Source organism: Shewanella marina JCM 15074 (genome assembly GCF_000614975.1).
Classification (GTDB): Bacteria; Pseudomonadota; Gammaproteobacteria; order Enterobacterales; family Shewanellaceae; genus Shewanella; species Shewanella marina.
The window spans coordinates 20,141-39,687 of sequence record NZ_BALM01000031.1 but is presented as its reverse complement, the minus strand read 5'-3'; the positions used below and the strand labels follow the sequence as shown (position 1 = coordinate 39,687).

At 40.9% G+C, this 19,547-nt stretch carries 16 protein-coding genes and 2 pseudogenes; 12 read left to right on the top strand and 6 right to left on the bottom strand.

What is annotated here, in order from left to right; genetic code table 11:
- Nucleotides 1-30 precede the first annotated feature (30 nt).
- The 3 genes from JCM15074_RS17490 to JCM15074_RS17480 form a co-directional block, all read right to left on the bottom strand.
- Complete coding sequence (locus JCM15074_RS17490; RefSeq protein ID WP_025822888.1) at nucleotides 31-387, bottom strand: hypothetical protein; 357 nt, start codon at nucleotides 385-387, stop codon at nucleotides 31-33.
- Nucleotides 388-471: 84 nt separating this feature from the next.
- The gene (locus JCM15074_RS17485) at nucleotides 472-1,326 is read right to left on the bottom strand and encodes a CPBP family intramembrane glutamic endopeptidase (protein WP_025822886.1); all 855 of its coding nucleotides are present in this window, start codon (nucleotides 1,324-1,326) and stop codon (nucleotides 472-474) included.
- 123 nt (nucleotides 1,327-1,449) lie between these two features.
- Entirely contained in the window at nucleotides 1,450-2,853 is a 1,404-nt protein-coding gene (locus JCM15074_RS17480) for a TlpA family protein disulfide reductase (protein WP_025822884.1), read from the bottom strand.
- A gap of 422 nt (nucleotides 2,854-3,275) precedes the next feature.
- On the opposite strand from JCM15074_RS17480, the gene JCM15074_RS25325 reads away from it, so the two are divergent.
- The 4 genes from JCM15074_RS25325 to JCM15074_RS17460 all read left to right on the top strand — a co-directional run bounded on the left by JCM15074_RS25325 (nucleotide 3,276) and on the right by JCM15074_RS17460 (nucleotide 5,648).
- Nucleotides 3,276-3,404, top strand: a complete 129-nt coding sequence (locus JCM15074_RS25325) for a hypothetical protein (RefSeq protein WP_267880197.1) — start codon at nucleotides 3,276-3,278, stop codon at nucleotides 3,402-3,404.
- A complete protein-coding gene (locus JCM15074_RS17470) occupies nucleotides 3,401-4,087 on the top strand; it encodes a DUF2884 family protein (RefSeq protein WP_025822882.1) in 687 nt (228 codons plus the stop codon). The genes JCM15074_RS25325 and JCM15074_RS17470 overlap by 4 nt, the downstream gene beginning before the upstream one ends.
- 158 nt (nucleotides 4,088-4,245) lie before the next feature.
- On the top strand, nucleotides 4,246-4,437 hold the full coding sequence (locus JCM15074_RS17465; protein ID WP_025822880.1) for a hypothetical protein: 192 nt from the start codon (nucleotides 4,246-4,248) through the stop codon (nucleotides 4,435-4,437).
- Complete coding sequence (locus JCM15074_RS17460) at nucleotides 4,434-5,648, top strand: MFS transporter (protein ID WP_025822877.1); 1,215 nt, start codon at nucleotides 4,434-4,436, stop codon at nucleotides 5,646-5,648. The genes JCM15074_RS17465 and JCM15074_RS17460 overlap by 4 nt, the downstream gene beginning before the upstream one ends.
- Before the next feature lie 733 nt (nucleotides 5,649-6,381).
- On the opposite strand, the gene JCM15074_RS17455 is transcribed toward JCM15074_RS17460, so the two are convergent.
- The gene (locus tag JCM15074_RS17455) at nucleotides 6,382-7,563 is read right to left on the bottom strand and encodes an HD-GYP domain-containing protein (RefSeq protein ID WP_025822875.1); all 1,182 of its coding nucleotides are present in this window, start codon (nucleotides 7,561-7,563) and stop codon (nucleotides 6,382-6,384) included.
- Between the two features lie 345 nt (nucleotides 7,564-7,908).
- Here JCM15074_RS17455 and JCM15074_RS17450 point away from each other — a divergent pair, with 345 nt between their 5' ends.
- The 3 genes from JCM15074_RS17450 (at nucleotide 7,909) to JCM15074_RS17440 (ending at nucleotide 10,619) form a co-directional block, all read left to right on the top strand.
- The gene (locus tag JCM15074_RS17450) at nucleotides 7,909-9,258 is read left to right on the top strand and encodes an isochorismate synthase (RefSeq protein ID WP_199899827.1); all 1,350 of its coding nucleotides are present in this window, start codon (nucleotides 7,909-7,911) and stop codon (nucleotides 9,256-9,258) included.
- A 151-nt stretch (nucleotides 9,259-9,409) separates the two neighbouring features.
- The gene (locus JCM15074_RS17445; protein ID WP_025822871.1) at nucleotides 9,410-10,069 is read left to right on the top strand and encodes a 7-cyano-7-deazaguanine/7-aminomethyl-7-deazaguanine transporter; all 660 of its coding nucleotides are present in this window, start codon (nucleotides 9,410-9,412) and stop codon (nucleotides 10,067-10,069) included.
- A gap of 82 nt (nucleotides 10,070-10,151) precedes the next feature.
- Nucleotides 10,152-10,619, top strand: coding sequence for a GNAT family N-acetyltransferase (locus tag JCM15074_RS17440; protein ID WP_025822869.1), 468 nt, complete (start codon nucleotides 10,152-10,154; stop codon nucleotides 10,617-10,619).
- A 512-nt stretch (nucleotides 10,620-11,131) separates the two neighbouring features.
- Here the strand turns inward: JCM15074_RS17440 and JCM15074_RS17435 are convergent.
- Both JCM15074_RS17435 and JCM15074_RS17430 read right to left on the bottom strand, forming a co-directional pair.
- Entirely contained in the window at nucleotides 11,132-13,246 is a 2,115-nt protein-coding gene (locus JCM15074_RS17435; protein WP_025822867.1) for a sensor histidine kinase, read from the bottom strand.
- A gap of 2 nt (nucleotides 13,247-13,248) precedes the next feature.
- Complete coding sequence (locus tag JCM15074_RS17430) at nucleotides 13,249-14,631, bottom strand: sigma-54-dependent transcriptional regulator (protein ID WP_025822864.1); 1,383 nt, start codon at nucleotides 14,629-14,631, stop codon at nucleotides 13,249-13,251.
- A gap of 284 nt (nucleotides 14,632-14,915) precedes the next feature.
- Here JCM15074_RS17430 and JCM15074_RS17425 point away from each other — a divergent pair, with 284 nt between their 5' ends.
- The 5 genes and pseudogenes from JCM15074_RS17425 to JCM15074_RS17405 all read left to right on the top strand — a co-directional run bounded on the left by JCM15074_RS17425 (nucleotide 14,916) and on the right by JCM15074_RS17405 (nucleotide 19,535).
- Nucleotides 14,916-15,731 carry an ABC transporter substrate-binding protein gene (locus tag JCM15074_RS17425; protein ID WP_025822862.1) on the top strand — a complete coding sequence of 272 codons (816 nt, stop codon included), beginning with the start codon at nucleotides 14,916-14,918 and terminating at the stop codon, nucleotides 15,729-15,731.
- A pseudogene (locus JCM15074_RS22855) lies at nucleotides 15,728-16,433 on the top strand (ABC transporter permease). The gene JCM15074_RS17425 and the pseudogene JCM15074_RS22855 overlap by 4 nt, the downstream one beginning before the upstream one ends.
- Nucleotides 16,433-17,142: pseudogene (locus JCM15074_RS22850) on the top strand (energy-coupling factor ABC transporter ATP-binding protein). The pseudogenes JCM15074_RS22855 and JCM15074_RS22850 overlap by 1 nt, the downstream one beginning before the upstream one ends.
- Nucleotides 17,126-17,716, top strand: a complete 591-nt coding sequence (mobA, locus tag JCM15074_RS17410) for a molybdenum cofactor guanylyltransferase MobA (protein ID WP_025822861.1) — start codon at nucleotides 17,126-17,128, stop codon at nucleotides 17,714-17,716. The pseudogene JCM15074_RS22850 and the gene mobA overlap by 17 nt, the downstream one beginning before the upstream one ends.
- 19 nt (nucleotides 17,717-17,735) lie before the next feature.
- Entirely contained in the window at nucleotides 17,736-19,535 is a 1,800-nt protein-coding gene (locus tag JCM15074_RS17405) for a bifunctional molybdopterin-guanine dinucleotide biosynthesis adaptor protein MobB/molybdopterin molybdotransferase MoeA (protein WP_025822859.1), read from the top strand.
- Nucleotides 19,536-19,547 lie beyond the last annotated feature (12 nt).

The window sequence follows — 19,547 nt, the reverse complement described above, 5'->3', positions numbered from 1 at the left end:
ATGTATAAAATTTTGATTAGTTACAGGAGATTAAGCGTATGGAGGAGGAATAGGTGGCGCATCACTACGATTTTTGTAGCGAGTATCATAATGACTAATGCCGTTAATTCGATTGAATTCAGCGGCGAAACTATGTTCTACCGGTGGATGGCAAGAGGTATGAAAATCATTATCAAATTCTGCACTATGTTCACAACTATGTTGCTGCTGGTGACAACACTCAGCCTCAACGTCAGTTGCAATTAATTGCATCGACTTAGATTGTTCACTGAAATGAATATCCGCTGCCACACAGGTTGGAAATAATTGCGACACCAATACCACCAGTAATAATACTAGTGTCAGCTTTGATTGCAGTGTTTGCATCGCTACTTTGGTGTGAAACAACTAATTTTCCAATAGAAATAGAGTGATAGACCGGCTATTAGAACAAACAACCGAATTTAGGTCTAGTGACAAAATGTATCAAGCTCAAGGTTGCGCCATTGGATAAGTAAAAAATATTAGATGGATCATATTGAAAATGAAGTGTACCAATACAGCAATGGATAATTTACGAGTCCAATAATAGGCGATGCCATAAACCGCACCCGCTAATGTGGCCACAACAATAAACCTAATTCCACCCGCATAATGGGCTGCACCAAACAATATGCTAGTAATAGCAATCGCATATACAGGAGAGATGTAATTGAGTAATTGCCTTTGTATATAACCTCTAAATAATGCTTCTTCAACAACACAGGTGAACAGTAAATTATTTAAAACAAATAACCATAACCAACTTGGTACACTCCACTCTAGATGTACAAGCTGCAATAACCAAGCAAGAGCGACAATCGTGAGCAAGCCGGTAATCAAGGTTAACACTTGGCTACTCGTTAATATTGCCTTAGACCAATAAAACTCCCGCTGATCAAGTAACTGTGGGAACAATAACAGTAAACCAAAGAACACCAATGGTTTATCAAAATTAAGATACATACTAAAGGGGATGCTTGAGGAGCCAGTTACAACATGATCCAGCATAAGCCAGTTATTTACATCAGGTAACTGGTGTAGAGCGAGTGCGGCTATCCAGCCTAACGTTAATATATGACCGAGTAATTTTAGCCAGACGATTGAGCAACGATAAGTCGCATAAGCAAGTAATAAACCCGCAACAATAATCCCAACACTGATGTAATCAACAATGCCTAAATAGAGCGCACCAATTAAACTCAGACTTAATGGTATTAACCATAAATAGGGTCTTAAAAAAGCAGTTAATACTGATATCCCTAATAATATCCATACCAGTAATTCAACCGATAACTCTTGTTGCATAAGCTTTCCCTAAACTTAAATGCAATCAGTCTAGCATTAGCGATGATCAAACCATGTAAGTAAAACAAGGAATCTATTGTTGAAATGGACACGGCTTAATTGATTAGCCGTGTCCATAATTGATTATTTTTTCTTAGAAAGACGCTTGCGGATTTGCACTGTAATAATAGTGATAATAATCGACATTAAGATCAGACCAATCGCCAATACTGGGTTTTGCATTGAGGTCGGATCCCACACTAACATGCCACCTAAACCAAACATCATTAAACCTGACATTAGCTTTAAGCTCTCACCCTCTTTTTCAGATAACTTACGTTTACCAAGCGTCATACTGAAAATAATCACAATGGTCGCTAATGGGATCACATACACGATGTTGTACATCACCAAATACATATAGCGTTCAAATACTGGCAGTTCATGCATCGACAATACACTGGTGTAAATCATCGGGAAGCCCGCAGTACATAACAACTCATAAGTATTAGCTAAAATGGCCAAGATAGTGGTGCCCACAATCATGGTCGGTAAATTACTGGCGCTGGAGAGTTTACCCATACGTTTAATCAAGCTGGTGCGATTTTCGGTCGACATCGACAAGGTCACTTTGCCCTTGGAGAAGAAGAAATCTTTTAAATTGAGCGTACCTGCCACTAACGCCAATAGACCCGCCACTAAAATAATGGTGCCACCACTGCTGCCCGCCCCCAATAATTGGAAAATATTGAGCCATGCAGACATAAAGATGAAGTAAATAAAGCCAGAGAAGAACACGAAAATACCGCCAACCAGCAGCATACGACCACGGCTTTTAGCGTTGACCATAATTGACAATAGGAACAACAATACAAAGAAAGCACATGGATTAAACGCATCAACGCCGGCTAACACTACAGTTAATAATGGCAGAGACATTTTTTCTGGTGCGACTGCGCCAATTAACGGTACTTCTATTGGTTGTACTGTTTTTACTGGGGTAATATTGGCTGGCTCAGAGCTACCACAAGGTGCATCGCCATCTTCACCACTACAAGTTGAAAATAGGGCCAGTGGTTTATCAAGATTACTGCTGCTATCAGCACGCTGTTGCTGATGACTATCTAACTTGCCACCTAGCTGCTGGTAACACTGTAATAGACTATCTTCAATATATTTACCCGTCACTTCAGCGCTGCTATAACCAATAATAGCTTGACCACATACCGCCACAAATGGCACCGAGGTTACCGCTTGATTAGTGGCATTGGCTAAAACTTGTAGACGGTCAAATGCGCCATCTTCAGTCACTTTTTCAGAATACAAACTGACCCACGGATATTTAACCGCTAAGTCATCAATAAAAGGGTGGGCTTTGGCACAATGGGGACAAGTTTCTGACCAGAAGAAATATAACTTCACTTGAGGTGCAGCTTGATTATCTGTTGACCATAAATGTTGTGAATCGAAGGTTGCAGCTTGCGCTGTACTTACCAATAACATCAACATGGCAAACCATGCTGCTTTAACTACTCTTAGCGCCGTCATCTCATCTCCGCGAACAGAACTCTATATTGCATTTTTATAAAGAGGAGATTTTACGCCGACTCGGCTCATTACGCATATCGCATCCATTTTTTTGCTAGCAAGTTCAAGCTTTTACATCTAATCATTGTTATTTATCTTTTATGATTGAACTCTCGTTAACTGCGACATAAGTGCATAATTTTGCAAACCTCACTATTCTTAGCATAAATGCCAAATCCTGCTGCGATTTTAGTTTATTTAGCCAATTACCTAACTTTTTAGTAAAAATCACTGTTAATTAGTGAACCGTATTACAAGTAGCGTAATAATATTTAGCCTGAATCCCGTTTTATTTTAAATATCAGCACATTACAAAATTGGCATGAGATCTGCTCTATTCAAGTTAACACTGAATAATCACGCTATTGTGCAAGGATAAAATAATGACTAATTCAAGCCGTATTAAACGCATGCAAGCCATCTGTATTGTTGCAGTATTTACCCTCATTGCAGTACCAACAGTAACCGCTGCCAATATGAGTTTTCAACAGACCACTGCGCAGTTGATATGAATTACGATGTGGCCGTTAACCCCCAGCAAGTGACCTTTAGCGACGAAGGCAAAACCCTATATCAAATTAGTGCTGATACACTGCGAATCAATGGCGAATCAATAGCATTAACCGATGAACAACGTCATACCCTTGAACAATATCAAGATGCCATTACTGCGCAGGTACCTAAAGTGGTGACCTTTATTGGTGATGTCAGCCAATTTGCCAGTACTGCGGTCACGGAGTCATTACAACCGTTACTGAGCGACAATGCTAACAGGCAGCTTGATAAGCTAGTTGAACAAGTTAATAGCAAAATAAAAAAGCTCGCTAATCAACAAAATAATGAGTACTACTTAAGTGCCAAAAGTGAGCAAATAGAACAAGTTTTCGGACCAGAATTTGAACAGCAACTACAATCAATAATAGAGAGTTCAGTTGGCACCATTTTAATGAATTTAGGTCAACAGATGTTCAATAACGAAAACCAAAGCCTTGAACAATCCATGGATGACTTTAGCAATATGATGGATAACTATGGCGAACAATTATCGGCAAAAATGGAGCAGCATTCACAGCAATTTGAACAACAGGCTGAGCAGATGTGCCAACAGTTAAAACAGTTAGAAAAAATGGGTCAGCAAGTTCAACAACAAATTCCACAACTACAGCCTTTTGGTAATGTCATTAGCACCCAATAAACAGCATTAAATAAATTTGTATGTCCTCCCAACCTTATCCCAGCTCTGCTGGGATTTTTTTATATGCATGTCATGCATAGTGTTATTCCCTTTTATTCATTAGCAACATCTAAATAACTTAGGTAGTATGCGCGGCTTTTTTATCATCTAAGTGATTTATGTTTTCTCAGTCTTTACCTGCACAACTATTACGTTGGTTAGCGTTGCTGCTGCTTAGTTTATGGGGCTTACATCATTGTCAGCCACTGCAACAAGCCTTTAGCCAAAATGCGACCCATGCAGGTTGTCATCAAATGTCTGGTGACAGCGAAATGGATCAGCATCACTTAACCAATGAGACATCTAAATGAGTATTTTTCGTCTGCCGCTACTTGTGTGGGCCGGTATTGCAATCTTAATTATCAGCCTAGGTATAAGACAATCCTTTGGCATTTTTATGATGCCTATTTCAACCAGTTTTGGTACGGGTCGAGAGTTCTTTAGCTTTGCCATTGCCTTACAAAACTTATTGTTTGGTTTATTCCAACCCTTTATTGGCATGGCATCCGATCGTTTTGGTGCTAAACGCATTATTATTCTGGGTGCAATTGCTTATGGTCTGGGGTTATTTTTGACCTCAATCACCAGCCATGCAGAGATGCTATATCTTTCTGTCGGTGTACTGATTGGCTTAGGGTTAAGTGCCACTAGCTATGTGATTATTCTTGGCGCGGTTGCCAAAGTCGTACCAGCAGAACATACCGCCAAAGCTTTTGGTTTAACCACAGCAGCAGGTTCATTTGGTATGTTTGCGGTCATCCCAGGCGCGCAATCATTATTAGCCAACTATGACTGGCAAACCGCACTACAAGTATTTGCAGTGCTATGTAGTATTATGGTGGCCTGCTCAGCCTTTATTAAGATCAATAAAACAGACACTAACAGCAATAACCCAAGCACTGATGAACAAACATTAAAACAAGCATTAACGGAAGCTTTGAATAACCGCAATTATTGGTTAATTAATGCAGGATTTTTTGTGTGTGGTTTTCAAGTGATGTTTATTGCGACTCATCTACCCAGCTATCTTGCAGACCAACATCTATCAGCACAAACAGCAGCAATGGCGCTTGCTTATGTGGGTATCTTTAATATTTTTGGCTCATATTTTTGGGGTGTAATGGGTGATCGTTTTGACAAACGTTATGTCATGAGTTCGCTCTACCTAATGCGTACTGTGATTATTGCACTATTTGTGTCGCTACCAATTACCGAACATAGTGCGGCTATTTTTGGTGGTGCTATTGGCTTTTGTTGGCTCGGTACGGTCCCGTTAACGTCTGGTTTAGTACGTCAAATATTTGGGGCAAAATATCTATCAACCTTATACGGTTTAGTTTTCTTCTGTCATCAAATCGGCAGCTTTTTGGGCGCATGGGTTGGCGGTAAAATTTATGATATATCTGGCAGCTATACCCCAATTTGGTGGACTACCGTTGCCATGGCGCTGATTGCAGCCTTGCTGCACTTACCAATAAATGACAAACCATTACCCCGTTTACAAGCAGCAGCTAGTGCATAAATAAAGCGTCAAAATAATCGTGTTTAATTGCAAATTCGCCTTTGTAACTGATATATCAGTTACAAAGGCGGGTTATATTCATTTTTGCTCAATAAAAAATCATCACAACCACTCATCCTGCTGCGTCATAAAACCATCACCAATAAAATGATTAACTGGCCATCATTATTGCGGCTCACAAAAGCAAAAAATGAGCAGTAACTTCACTGCATTTTTTAAGCTCATTTTTGTCGAATTTTGTCATTTTCAGGTATCTATTTTAGAGCGACAATCCAACTAAAACTTGCGTGATTAATCAGCACTAAAGATGGCTAACTCAACTCATTATGTTTATCGTCAATAAAACAACATTAATTCGCAATTAAATAGTAAGCAACTGATTAACAACTAAATTCATGTAACATATTAGTGATATATTATTGATTCACAGAAAGAACATAACAATCAAGTGCTGTACTTTAAGTAGATGCATAAAGCCAAAAAAGCCGATTATCATCAAGTTTAGCCAGTGATTAATCTCATTATATTTTCCGTATCTGAGACGAGAATATTACTTAAATTAAATAGCTTTTTTCGCTATTTAATTTAGTCAAAATTTTACCCAAACTAAATAATTTTGATGACCGAATAAAAACAAGTTAAGGCACTTATTTGTTCAATATGGTGGTCGCTATTTACTGATATATCAGTAAATAATGACATCAATTAATAAGCGCATTTCGTTATCTCTGGCTTAACTAGTAAATAATGACTCTGATGGATGGATGACTTTATGGGGCGCTACATCTGCGGTAATGGTAAGGCTGGGTTGCTGTATTAAATCAACGTAATTAATCGGCGTCAGTTGCTGACTCGCCATATCAAAGAAACATTTTATAATCGTACTGGTTTGACTTTCTCTCGCTCGATACCAAACGACGCCGACACGGTTATCAGATAACTGCACTAACGATCCTACCGGATAGAAGCCAATACACTCAATAAACTGCTCCACTAAATAATAATCAAGCTTATTGGGCGTCATACTTTTCAACACCTTAAAGGCCTCTAACGGGCTTAATGCTCGTCGATAACAACGGTTCCCCGTTAACGCATCATAAATATCAACAATCGCAGCCATACGCCCATAAATAGAAATTTGCTTGGCCAGCAACCGTTTAGGATAGCCGCTACCATCAAGCTTCTCATGATGTTGCAAACAGATGTCATGACAAATGGCACTAATAGCGCCTTCTGAAGGCAAAAAGTGCTGTACATATTGTTGATGTAATTTAATCAGCTCAAATTCAATTTTTGATAATTTTGTTTGTTTATTTAAAATGCTGTTATCAACCTTTAATTTACCAATATCATGCAGTAATCCACCAATTGATAACTGCAATAACACATCGCTATCCATCTCTAAATATTGACCAAACTTGGCCAATAAAAAACTGACATTAATTGAATGTTCTAATAGATCACTACGATTCTTACGCAAGACATCGAGACAACGATAACTGTCATTTTGATGATTAACTTGCGACACAATTTGTTGGGCAAGTATTGTGATAGGAGCAAGACTAATTGGTTGTGGTTTATCAATTAGCAATTGTTGCATCAGTAATTTAGCTGCAATTAAGACTTGCTTACTTGAAGCACAGGCAATGGCCTGTTGACGTATACCATAACTCACTGATTTACTGGTTGCGACGGTTAACGCCCGATGTGGACGTTGGTAGGATGAGCGATGCCAATCAATTAATGCATATTTAACCCGACTATTTTTTATCTTGATTAATACACTAACAGAATTAAGTAATCCTAATGGCTGCGGTTCAGGTAACGCTTTTGAAAATGCAACAATGTACATCCCCAACATTAATTTTTTAGTTGCCACTTTTTCAACTTGTGCAACGGTTTCTGACTCCATCATGATTAACAGCCCTTCCATCCTTAGAGAACTCATATCTAATAAAAAAATAGCAAGCAATACCCGTAAAGTCTGTCATTCGTATGTATTCTTTCCTACATATTTTATTAACTTATTGAAATCGCTGTGACCAATGTTTGAATTACAGGCTAACGTGAGATAGATCACACAAGATTTAAGCGAATACATAGCATGCCAATAGCCTATCCTTGACACTGGTGATTGTCAGTCTTATCTTTCAACACCGTGATTCATATCGAAAAGCTATGATTAATTTGTTGGCTGCATTTCTGATATAATTACTTTTTATAGTCTTTAAATAGTTGGGAGTACCATTTGTCTGCAAGTATGCTGTTACAGATGCTGGAGTCTTTATCTGAAAAAATTAATCAGTTAAAGCAAAGTCCAGTTAGAGAACCGATTATGCAGTTGTCGATTACGATACCTGCCATTCCGCTAATCTCTTGGCTAGCAGCGCAACAAAGTTACCCTCGAATTTATTGGCAAGGGCGCGACAAAATAGAAGAAGTTGCTGCAATTGGTAGCTGTAAAAGCTTTTTCTTTGAAGAGTCTCTTGATGACACTGAGCTTGCCAACTATTACCAACAACAACGTAGTCTCTCAAATAATATTGATGTCCGTTACTATGGCGGCGTCGCATTTGATCGCAGTATTGAAAGCTGGCCTGAGTTTGGCCGCGCTCACTTTGTACTACCGCGTATCGAACTACGCCGTAGTGGTGAAAGCTATAAAATTCTCGTCAATCTTAATTTTGCAGACAATAACGATGCGCAGCAGGAATGTGATGCTGCTATTGCAGCAATCAGCGCAATTTTACCCGCCAAGCCACTGATGCCACCGCATAAACTCAAATTACTTGGTCGCGCAGATAAACCCAATTTCGTTCGCTGGCAAGAGCTAGTAGAACAAGTCACATCTCCTGAATTCAATAAACATACTCCCAAAGTCGTATTGTCACGTATCAGTCAGCTTGAAGTGAATAATGACGTTGACCCTTGGATGGTATTAGCTTGTTGGCAGGGCCGTAATCCAACTAGCTTTCAATTTGGATTTCAATTTAGTCCTGAACGTTGCTTTATCTCTTGTTCGCCAGAGCGTTTATATCGCCGCCGCCAACAAGAACTATTTACAGAGGCTTTAGCGGGCACGACCGTGCGAGGTCTGAGTGAAGAGGAAGATATCGCCTTAGCCAACCAACTACTAGATGACACCAAAAATAGTCATGAAAACCAATTAGTACGCGAACATATTGTTGATGTGCTCAATCCATTGAGCAACTATGTTGGCGCAGAAGAGATGCCAACTGTCTTTAAACTCAGCCATATTCAGCATTTACACCGTTCTATAAGAGCTGAGCTAAAAGCGGGGATTAATGACTTTCAACTCTTGCAAGCCTTGCACCCAACACCCGCTGTAGGTGGCTTACCTCGAGAAAGCGCCATGAGCTATATCCGCATTAACGAAGGTTATATGCGTGGTTGGTATGCAGGAGCCTGTGGCTACTTTAATAAATTTGAAAGTGAATTTTCAGTGGCGATCCGCAGTGCTTTATTTGAACCAGGCAAAATCAACCTATTTGCTGGTGCTGGTATTGTGTCAGGCTCAGATCCTAAGTCTGAATGGCAAGAGCTCGACAATAAACTCGCCACCATCTTATCTATTTTGGTTGAAATGTAGCGACCAACTTTAATCAAATTGGTATCACACATCACTTGCACTTCATCCAAGCTACTTTATAATACCCGCCCCTATAAAATGTAGGGGCATACCTCTAGGTATTATCACGCGGGTTCCCTAACCCCGCCCAACTAACTAAAAAGGCTACATCATGCTTGCTTTAACTCACGCACAGTATCAACGTGCGCTTGTTCTATTGGTCAGTTTTCATATTTTTATTATTACGGCCAGTAACTACTTAGTTCAAATCCCATTCCAATTATTTGGCTTCCATACCACTTGGGGCGCATTTAGTTTTCCATTTGTTTATTTAGCAACAGATCTCACTGTTCGTATTTTTGGTAAACAATCTGCTCGACGCATTATTTTCAGTGCCATGATCCCAGCACTCATAATTTCTTACATTGTGGGTGTGATATTCCATCAAGCCAGTTTCCAAGGATTTGAATCTCTAACTCAATTCAACGAAATGATGTTCCGTATTGCCCTTGCAAGCTTTGCTGCGTATTTAGTGGGACAATTAATGGATATCACTGTGTTTGCTAAGATCCGTCAAAACAATGTTTGGTGGCTAGCACCCACTGCCTCGACGATTATCGGTAATTTAGTGGATACCGTCGTGTTCTTTAGCATCGCTTTCTATGCCTCAAGTGATAGCTTTATGGCAACCCATTGGCCTGAAATTGCAACTGTTGATTATGGATTTAAGCTATTGATTAGCCTTTGTTTATTTTTACCTGCTTACGGTTTGTTACTTAAATTCCTGCAGAATAAAATTCTTAAATCTGAAAAACAGCTATCAATCATATAATTGTACTGGTCAGACCACATGATTTTAGCGTAAAATATGGCCAATTTTTATTGGCCATATTTATTCTATTATCAGGTTTGCTATGTACACTATTGAAATAAAACAGTTTGATCTTTTAGAGCAACAACATTCGCAGTTATTACTCGAGTTATACCAACAGATCCCTGAATTTGATCGTGACCTCAGCCATCAAACTTTGATGGATAAACTTGGTAATCAACCACATCTATTATTATTAGCTTATGTTGAAGGCGAATTAGCGGGCTTTAAATTGGGTTATCAACTTAACAATGAAGTGTTTTACAGCTATTTAGGTGCTATCCACCCAGAGTTTCGTCAGTTAGGTTTAGCTCAACAGCTTTTATCAGCACAAGAGCAATGGGCTATTAATCAAGGCTATCGTCATATGCAGGTCAAAACCTTCAACCATTTCCGCGGTATGCTCAATTTATTGATTAAAAACGAATATCAAATTGCAGCATTAAATCAAGCTGAAGATCTTAGTAAACATGAGCTTACGTTAACAAAACAGATTTTGCGCGCAGCTTGAACATCATATAGTTAGAAAACTATGCAATATTAGCTTGCAAACGATAATGAGAATGATTATTATTAAGTTGCGTTCCAAAACTCTCTATTTAACGTTAAGTGATTTGCTTACGTTACGCTGTTTTTGAGTTTCAAAGCACGACATTGCTCACACACTCTTTCTGCCGAATATCTTTATATTCGGCATTTTTTTATCTGTTTTTTGCCATCTTAAATTTTATTTCATCATAAGCCTGTAAATTAAGTACTTAAAAATTAGATAGTTAATTAACCGATCTTGTCTGAGGAGAAAAAAGATACAAGTTTTTTCTATTTTTTACACAATTTAGGTTGCAAACGATAATGAGAATGGTTATCGTTATCTGACGTTCCAATACTCTCTATTAGGTTTACCAAGGGTTAACTTATGTTGTTTTTGAGTTTTTAAGTACTGAGTCACTCACACTCCGCTCAGTACTAGCACTACATTTGCTCACACACTCTTCTGCCGAATATTTTATATTCGGCATTTTTTTATGAGTCACAACCATTAATGAACAAACCATGATCTTGGTTATCTTCTTTGGCAAGATGATATAAACCAATGGTAAAAATGGTGCCTTTGCCGACCACAGAGCTTACTTCAATGGTGCCACCAAAGCGCTTAATAATGCCGTAGCTCAACGATAACCCTAAACCAGTACCATCTTTACGTGTGGTAAAAAATGGGTCAAAAATTCGATTCAGTTGCTCGGCAGGAATGCCCATCCCTTCATCTTCAATTTCGATCTTAGCGCCAACTGCCTCTCCTTGCTCAAGCCAGTCATACGTGCGGATCCAAATTCGCCCTTTACCATTCATCGCATGAGCGGCGTTGACCACAAGGTTAATCAATACCTGTAATAATTGAGGTCTATTTACCTGTACTAACTGGGTTGCACTCAATTCTTGGATTAAATGCACTTCCTGCTTTTGAATCGAGTGACGTACCAGCACCATCATCTCTTCAATAATTGGGGTTATTTGGTGCATCTCTAGTGGTGCATTAAATTCACCAGGGCGACTGTATTGCAATAAACTGCGGATAATCGTACTGATCCGACCCACTTGTTGGATCACCAGCTCAATCTCTTCTTCAACGACTTTGGCATCGTCACCTAACTCATAACGAAGCAGCTCCATATTACCGAGAATCACCGCTGTCGGATTATTGATCTCATGCGCGATACCCGCAGTAAGTTCACCTAATGCAGTTAATTTTTCATTGGTCACCATTTGCTGTCGAGTCGCATTCAACAACGCCATATTACGTTGCAACTCTTCCGTTTTTTCTTTCAGGCTACGAGTACGCTCTTCCACTTTCATTTCGAGCTGCTCAGCGGCGGCTTGAATTTGGCTATTACGACGTTGTAATAGATCTAACATACGGTCAAATTGCTCCGCCAAATTAGATAACTCATTATCACGATCAAGCCCAAGTGAGCCAATCCGTAAATTACGCCCAGCTTGTACGCCTTTCACCACCTGATGAATACGCTCAATAGGCAGTAATAAACTGTAAGCCCCGCGATATACCAATAAGCCTGAGACCAATAGCACCAACATTAAAATAGTGCCTAGCTCGATAATATTCAGCAGGTAATTATGAATAAAGGGTGACTCTGAAAAACCTGCGTAGATCATACCAATACGTTTACCGCGAATATCTTGCAGTGGCGCGTATGCAGAGATAAACCAGTCATCATAAACAAAGGCACGATCAACCCACAGCTTACCTTGCTGCAATACTTGCCTTTGCACATCTTCAGACACTAGACTGCCCAACGCTCGACCTTGTTGTTCAGGCGAACGAGGGAAGAAATGCAATGGTACGTTAGTGGCAATACGTACGTTATCCAAAAAGATAGTTACCGCGCCAATAGAGCGGTCAGGTAAGGTACCTTTGTCGTACACCAGATCGCGAATATGATCGACAATCCGCGTGTCATGATTTAATAAAACGCCGCCATCCAAATACCAAATTGGATGACCTGTTTTACTCATGATCGGCATCAAACTACGACTCACAAGCCCTTTCTTTTCAACCGTTTTATCTAGCGGTAAGGCTCGTTGGGTGGCAATCAGTGGAATTAGCGCTTTACTCGCCAATGCTGGATTTATTCGCGCTAACTGCTGTTGATCTAACACCATTAACCCTGAAAATGCTTTGCCATGCTGAGTATGGGGTAGCATTAATCTTAATTCCGGATCCGCAGCGGCATCAGAGACGCTAATTAGACGCACAAAGTCTAAATTTAATTGCGATTTTTGGTTATTAAGATAGGTTTGTATTTGCTGCTGCACCGGATCATGATCACGACGCAGATGTTGGAATTTATTTTGGAATGTCCACGAGTTCATGATGTATTCAAGCTGCTGCGCTTGATGAACTTGCGACTCTTCAAGGGTGTTTTTAGCGACAGTTAAATCAGCTTTTACTTTCATAAATAGCTGTTTACCTGTGTAGCTGATGTTCCAATAAATGGTAATAAATACCAAACTTACCAGTGTTAGTAGAATTGGCACCAAAGTCAGGATCAGAATGCGATAACGCACTTTTGCCTGCAGATGACGCCAACTCACCCCAAATAGTTGGGTAAAGAACGACACGATTAGTCTTCCTTATCGCTATCGATATCAAACCACTCTTTATATTTACGATCGAGGGTTTTTCTAGAAACACCTAAGTCGCGTGCTGCTGCTGATTTATTACCACCATGAGCATCGACAACGCGGGTTAAATGACTCTTTTCCACATCTTTCAGTGGCCAATCTAATGGATAACCGAACTCTGACTGACTTTCCACTTTTGGTTGCGCTTTCCAATATTCAGCAGGTGGCTTACCTAACAAAATACAACGCTCAATCATATTACGCAGTTCACGAATGTTACCTGGCCAATCATGTTGTTGCAGTTTAACCAGATCTTCATGGCTCCATACAACTTCACGTACACCTAATTCCGCCGCTAACTGCAAGGTAAAGTGATGGGTCAGTTCAACCACATCTTGAGGACGCTCACGCAATGGTGGGATCACAATATCCAGTACGTTTAAACGATAATAAAGATCACGGCGGAAATTACCGGCTTCAACTTCTTCAGCCAATTTACGGTTGGTTGCCGCAACCACCCGGACATCAATATTAACTTCTTTTTCGCTACCCACAGGACGAATTGCACGCTGCTCTAATACGCGTAATAAAGCCGTTTGCATCTTTAGTGGCATCTCACCAATTTCATCTAAGAAAATAGTGCCACCAGAAGCAAAACTAAATAGTCCTTCACGGTTACCTTTTGCCCCAGTAAATGCACCCGATGTGTGACCAAACAATTCACTTTCTAGTAGCTCTGGCGCAATCGCACCACAGTTAACGGGCACAAAAGGCCCTTGGCGACCACTTAATTGATGCAATTGACGAGCAACTAACTCTTTACCCGTGCCCGACTCGCCTTCAATCAATACCACTGAATTAGTCGGCGCTACACGTTCAATAATGCGCTTCACTTCCATCATGGCTTCACTGTTGCCAATAATGGTTGATGAATGACCGATTGAGACTTCACGACGCAGCATTAAATTTTCGCGTTTTAATAAACGGCGTTCAATACAGCGATCAACCGCTTTCATCATCTGTTCAAGATGAAACGGCTTCATGATAAAATCTGATGCACCAGCACGTAGTGCTTGAATGGCGACATCCATATCCGCATAACCGGTCATAAAAATAATGTCTGAGCGGCGTTCATGATCTTCTAACGCTTCATGCCACTCGATGCCTGAACGACCAGGTAATCTGATATCCACAATCAATAAGTCAAAATGACAACGGCTTCTTAACTGCTCAGCTTCTTCTACACTGGCGGCCGTTTCCACTAAGGCAAATTTCTTTGATAGGGCTTTTTTCAAAAAACTGCGCATGCCGGGTTCATCATCAACAATCAATAATGACACTGCTGATGGAAGTGGCTTTAATACATTTTCGAATTGACTCATTGGGGCTTCTTCAAGACATATTGACTCATATGGAGCAGATTCTATCATTGTTGAAACCAAAATAGGTCATCATGAACCACATAAAGCGAGACATTGGACAAATTGTCTGACAAATTTTGGCTATACTTGCTCACAAGCTCTAGCCAGATCACATTTATGCCTGTATTTTTTGTTGGCACGGAATATGCTTAAGTGCGATTCTTAGTAGATAATTCTACTCAAACAACCGATAATATATCCTTTATTATTATCCCATTACTGCATTCATCTTCTTAGGAGCCAGAATGTTAAAGTTAAAACAGATCATCGGTCTAGTATTTGCCGCTGTATTAGTTGCTAGTGCACCAGCACATGCCAGCAATGACATCATCAAATTAGCAACCACCACCAGTACTGAAAACTCAGGTCTACTTGGCTACTTATTACCAAAATTTGAAAAAGAAACAGGTTACCAAGTACAAGTTATCGCAACTGGTACTGGTAAAGCACTTAAGTTAGCTCGCCAAGGCGACGTTGACGTTGTAATGACTCACGCTCCAGCTGCTGAAGCTAAATTTGTTGCTGAAGGTTATGGTATTGACCCACGCGGCATCATGGAAAACGATTTCGTAGTGCTAGGTCCTAAAAATGACCCTGCTAAAATCCGTGACAGCAAAAACGTAGCACAAGCTTTCGACAAAATTGCTAAATCAGGTTCAGGCTTTATCTCTCGTGGTGACAACTCTGGCACTAACATGAAAGAGATGATCATCTGGGAAAAAGCTGGTGTTAAGCCAGACTTCAAAGGCTACACTTCAGTAGGTCAAGGCATGGGTAAAACTCTGCAAATGGCTAACGAATTACAAGCTTATACCCTATCTGACCGTGGTACTTACGTTGCTTATAAGTCTAAGCTAGACCTAGCAGTTGATTTTGATGGTGGTAAGCAACTTGCTAACCCATACCAAATCATTCTAATCAACCCTAAGAAATACCCAGACCTAAACCACAAAGGTGCTTTAGCACTTAGTGACTGGATGATTTCTGCTAAAACTCAAAGCTTAATCAATAGCTACAAAGTTAACGGTGAGCAGCTATTTAAGGCTACTTATCACAAATGAGTGATAGCTGGTTAACATTGATAAAGCAGGCCTTTGGCCTGCTTTTTTCACTTGATCCCCATGTATGGTCAATCATTGGCGTCTCGTTTAGCGTCTCATTTGCAGCACTTGCAATCACCCTAATTCCATCGATGGTGCTGGGCTTTATTCTAGCCTTCGTCAAATTTCCGGGTCGCTGGGTTGTCACTAACTTAGTACAAACTCTGCAATCTATTCCCACTGTTGTTATCGGCTTACTGGTTTATCTGCTACTGACACGTAATGGTGCATTTGGCGATCTCAAATGGCTATTTACCAAAAAGGATGATTTTAGGCCAAATGATGGTTTGTGCTCCGGTAATTATCTGTATGAGCCAAGCCGCATTTACCAGTGTCGACCGTCGTGCATGGGAAACCTCTCGTACCCTTGGTGCACCATGGTTTAGCGCGGTATGGACGCTTTGCCGTGAGCTCAAAATGCCATTACTGCTTGCGATTGTTGCAGCCTTTAGTCGCATTGTAACCGAGGTGGGTTGTTCAATGATGGTCGGTGGTAACATTATGAATGTTACCCGTAATATTCCGACGGCAATTGCGTTAGAAACCAGTAAAGGAGACTTCGCCCAAGCGATTGCTTTAGGTCTCGTATTACTGATTTTATCGCTTATTCTTAACTTTATGTTAGGCACGCTTCGCGGCCGCGCCGATCCTCGGAGTCACTAATGACAGCCAAGCTACTCATTAACAATATGCGTATGAATTTTGGTGACCGATTACTGTTCGCAGCACCTCAATTAGAGTTTGCGCAAGGTGATGTGATCTACTTACAAGGTGAGAATGGTGCGGGTAAAACCACACTAATGAAACTGTTAGCAGGCCTTGTCGCACCAAGTTCTGGCTCAATCACCGCGACGGGATTCCCTGCTCGGCCATGGTGGCGCAATCAGCGCTCTGTTTTAGGCCGCGCCATCTATTTACATCAATATCCTTATCTTTTTGATGGCAATGTTAAGCGCAATCTCACCCATGGCTTAAAATTTATTGATGACGATAAAAAAACCATTGATTTACGCGTAGAACAAGCCTTAGAGATGGCACATCTACAACACTTAATCAATCGTACTGCCAGTCATCTGTCTGGCGGTGAAAGACAAAGACTTGCCATTGCACGCGCTTGGTATTACAACCTAAACTGCTAATGCTTGATGAACCAACATCGAATATGGATAAATATTCGCAAAGCTTAATTATGCAAATGATCCACCAGCTACGTGAGTTAGGGACAGGGTTATTAATCAGTAGTCATCAAACTTGTGAGCTAACTGACTTATGTCACAATCAATGGATAATTCAGCAGCAACTAATTCAAGCATCTGCTATTGTCGCTACATCCGTTACCACCGAGGATACACAATATGAGCTTGCAAATTGAAGCCGTCATTTTAGCTGGCGGCATGGCCCGTCGTATGGGCGGCCACGACAAAGGATTAGTCGACTTTGATGGTCAACCTATGATCCAATGTACGCTTGATCGTATTCGACCTCAGGTAAATAGTATTTTAATTAATGCTAATCGTAACCAAGCGCAATATCAGCAGTTTGGTTATCCCGTATTATCAGATATAGAGACTGGTTACTTGGGACCACTTGCAGGCATGATTACTGCCATGCACCACACCCAAGCCCAATTATTATTAACAGTACCTTGTGACTGTCCGCAATTACCACTCGACTTAGCAGCACGTATGCACTCAGTCATGCAGCAGCAAGGGTGTGAGATTGTGGTGGCCAGTGATGGCAAGCGCGAGCAACCTGTAATCATGCTACTTAAACCAGATTTGGTCAGTTCAATGCAAGCCTTTTTGGATGGTGGTGAGCGTAAAATTGATTTTTGGTATATCAAACATAACTATGCGGTCTGTGACTTTTCTGATGTCGATAACGCCTTTACAAACGTCAACACACCAGAGCAAAAACAACAACTAATTCAATTAATTAATTCGTAAAATTGTTTGTGAGGTTTCAATGAGCATTTCGTTTACTAATCCCTTATCTTTACCTGTTTTGGGATTTTGTGCTTACAGCGGTACGGGCAAAACAACCTTACTTAAAAAGCTGATCCCAGAACTCAACCGCCGCGGTGTACGCATGGCAGTGGTTAAACATGCGCATCATAACTTTGATGTCGATATTCCGGGCAAAGACAGTTACGAAATGCGTAAGGCCGGTGCCAAACAGATGTTAGTCGCCTCCCATGTGCGTTGGGCATTAATGACTGAAGATGCACGCGAAGGCGACCCAGAATTACCACATCTATTGAAACAACTCGACACTGACAATATTGATATCGTTTTAGTTGAAGGCTTTAAGAAGTTAACCCTACCTAAAATTGAATTACACCGCGCAGCTCACGGCAAACCCTTTATTTACCAACAAGACGATAATATTCAAGCTATTGCTTGCTGTGACGATACCGTTCTTCCCGCTGAACTCACTCGCTTAGACATCAATAATGTTGAGCAAATTGCTGATTATGTACAGCAATATATTAGTCAATGGCGTCCACAGATCACCCATATTCCATTAGCTGAAGTACCAGCATGTGAGCTTGATAGCAGTAGCAGTTTGACCGTACGCCAAGGTATTGATCATATCTTAAATCAAGTGCAGCCAATTACAGCAACCGATGCCGTGAGTTTAGATCAACTTGATAATCGCGTGTTGGCAGCAGATGCCATCTCACCTATCAATGTGCCGCAACAAAATAACTCAGCAATGGATGGCTATGGTTTTGCTTTTAGTGATCCATTACCGACTGAATTTACCCTTGTTGGTGAAGTACTTGCTGGGCATAGCTACGATAAACAAGTGCTTGCAGGTGAAGCGGTACGGATTATGACTGGAGCCCCGGTTCCTGCAGGAGTTGATACCGTTCAACCTCGTGAACTTGCCCATGAACAAGCTGGCAAAGTGAGCTTAGAAGGCAAAATTAAACAAGGTCAAAACGTCCGCCAAGCAGGTGAAGATATCGCTAAAGGCGCAGCCGCAATCAATCAAGGCCAACGTATTGGTGTAGCCGCCCAAGGCTTATTAGCCTCATTAGGCATGGCGCAGTTTGATGTTTATCGTCGTCCTAAAGTGGCGGTATTCTCTAGTGGCGACGAAGTTTGCCAGCCGGGTGAAGCACTGAAATCAAGCTGCATATTTGATGCTAACCGCTATAGCATTAAAGCCATGCTACGCCGCTTAGGCGCTGAAGTGATTGATTTAGGCATTATTGAAGATTCAGAAGCAGCTCTTGCGCAAGCGCTATTAACGGGTGCTAGCCAAGCCGATATGGTGATCAGCTCTGGCGGCGTATCAGTGGGTGATGCTGATTATATTAAAACCGCATTAGCCAAAGTCGGTGAGATTAATTTCTGGCGTATTAATATGCGTCCGGGACGTCCACTTGCATTTGGTAAAATTAATGATTGTCTATTCTTTGGACTACCAGGTAATCCCGTTGCCGTCATGGTCTCATTATTGCAGTTTGTTCAACCAGCACTTAGAAAATTGGCTGGCGAGCAAGCGTGGCAACCACAACTTATTGCTGCAATAGCCGATCAGCCATTGCGTAGCCGTAGTGGCCGCACTGAGTTTATTCGCGGTATTTACCATCTTGGTCAAGATGGCCGCGTGCACGTACGCAGCACTGGCGCTCAAGGTTCTGGTATGTTGTCATCAATGGTGCAAGCAAATTGCTTAATCGTGATTGCCGATGACAATGCCAATATTAATGCAGGTGAGATTGCCTACATTCAACCTTTTGCCGATTTAGTTTAACGGTAGAGATAT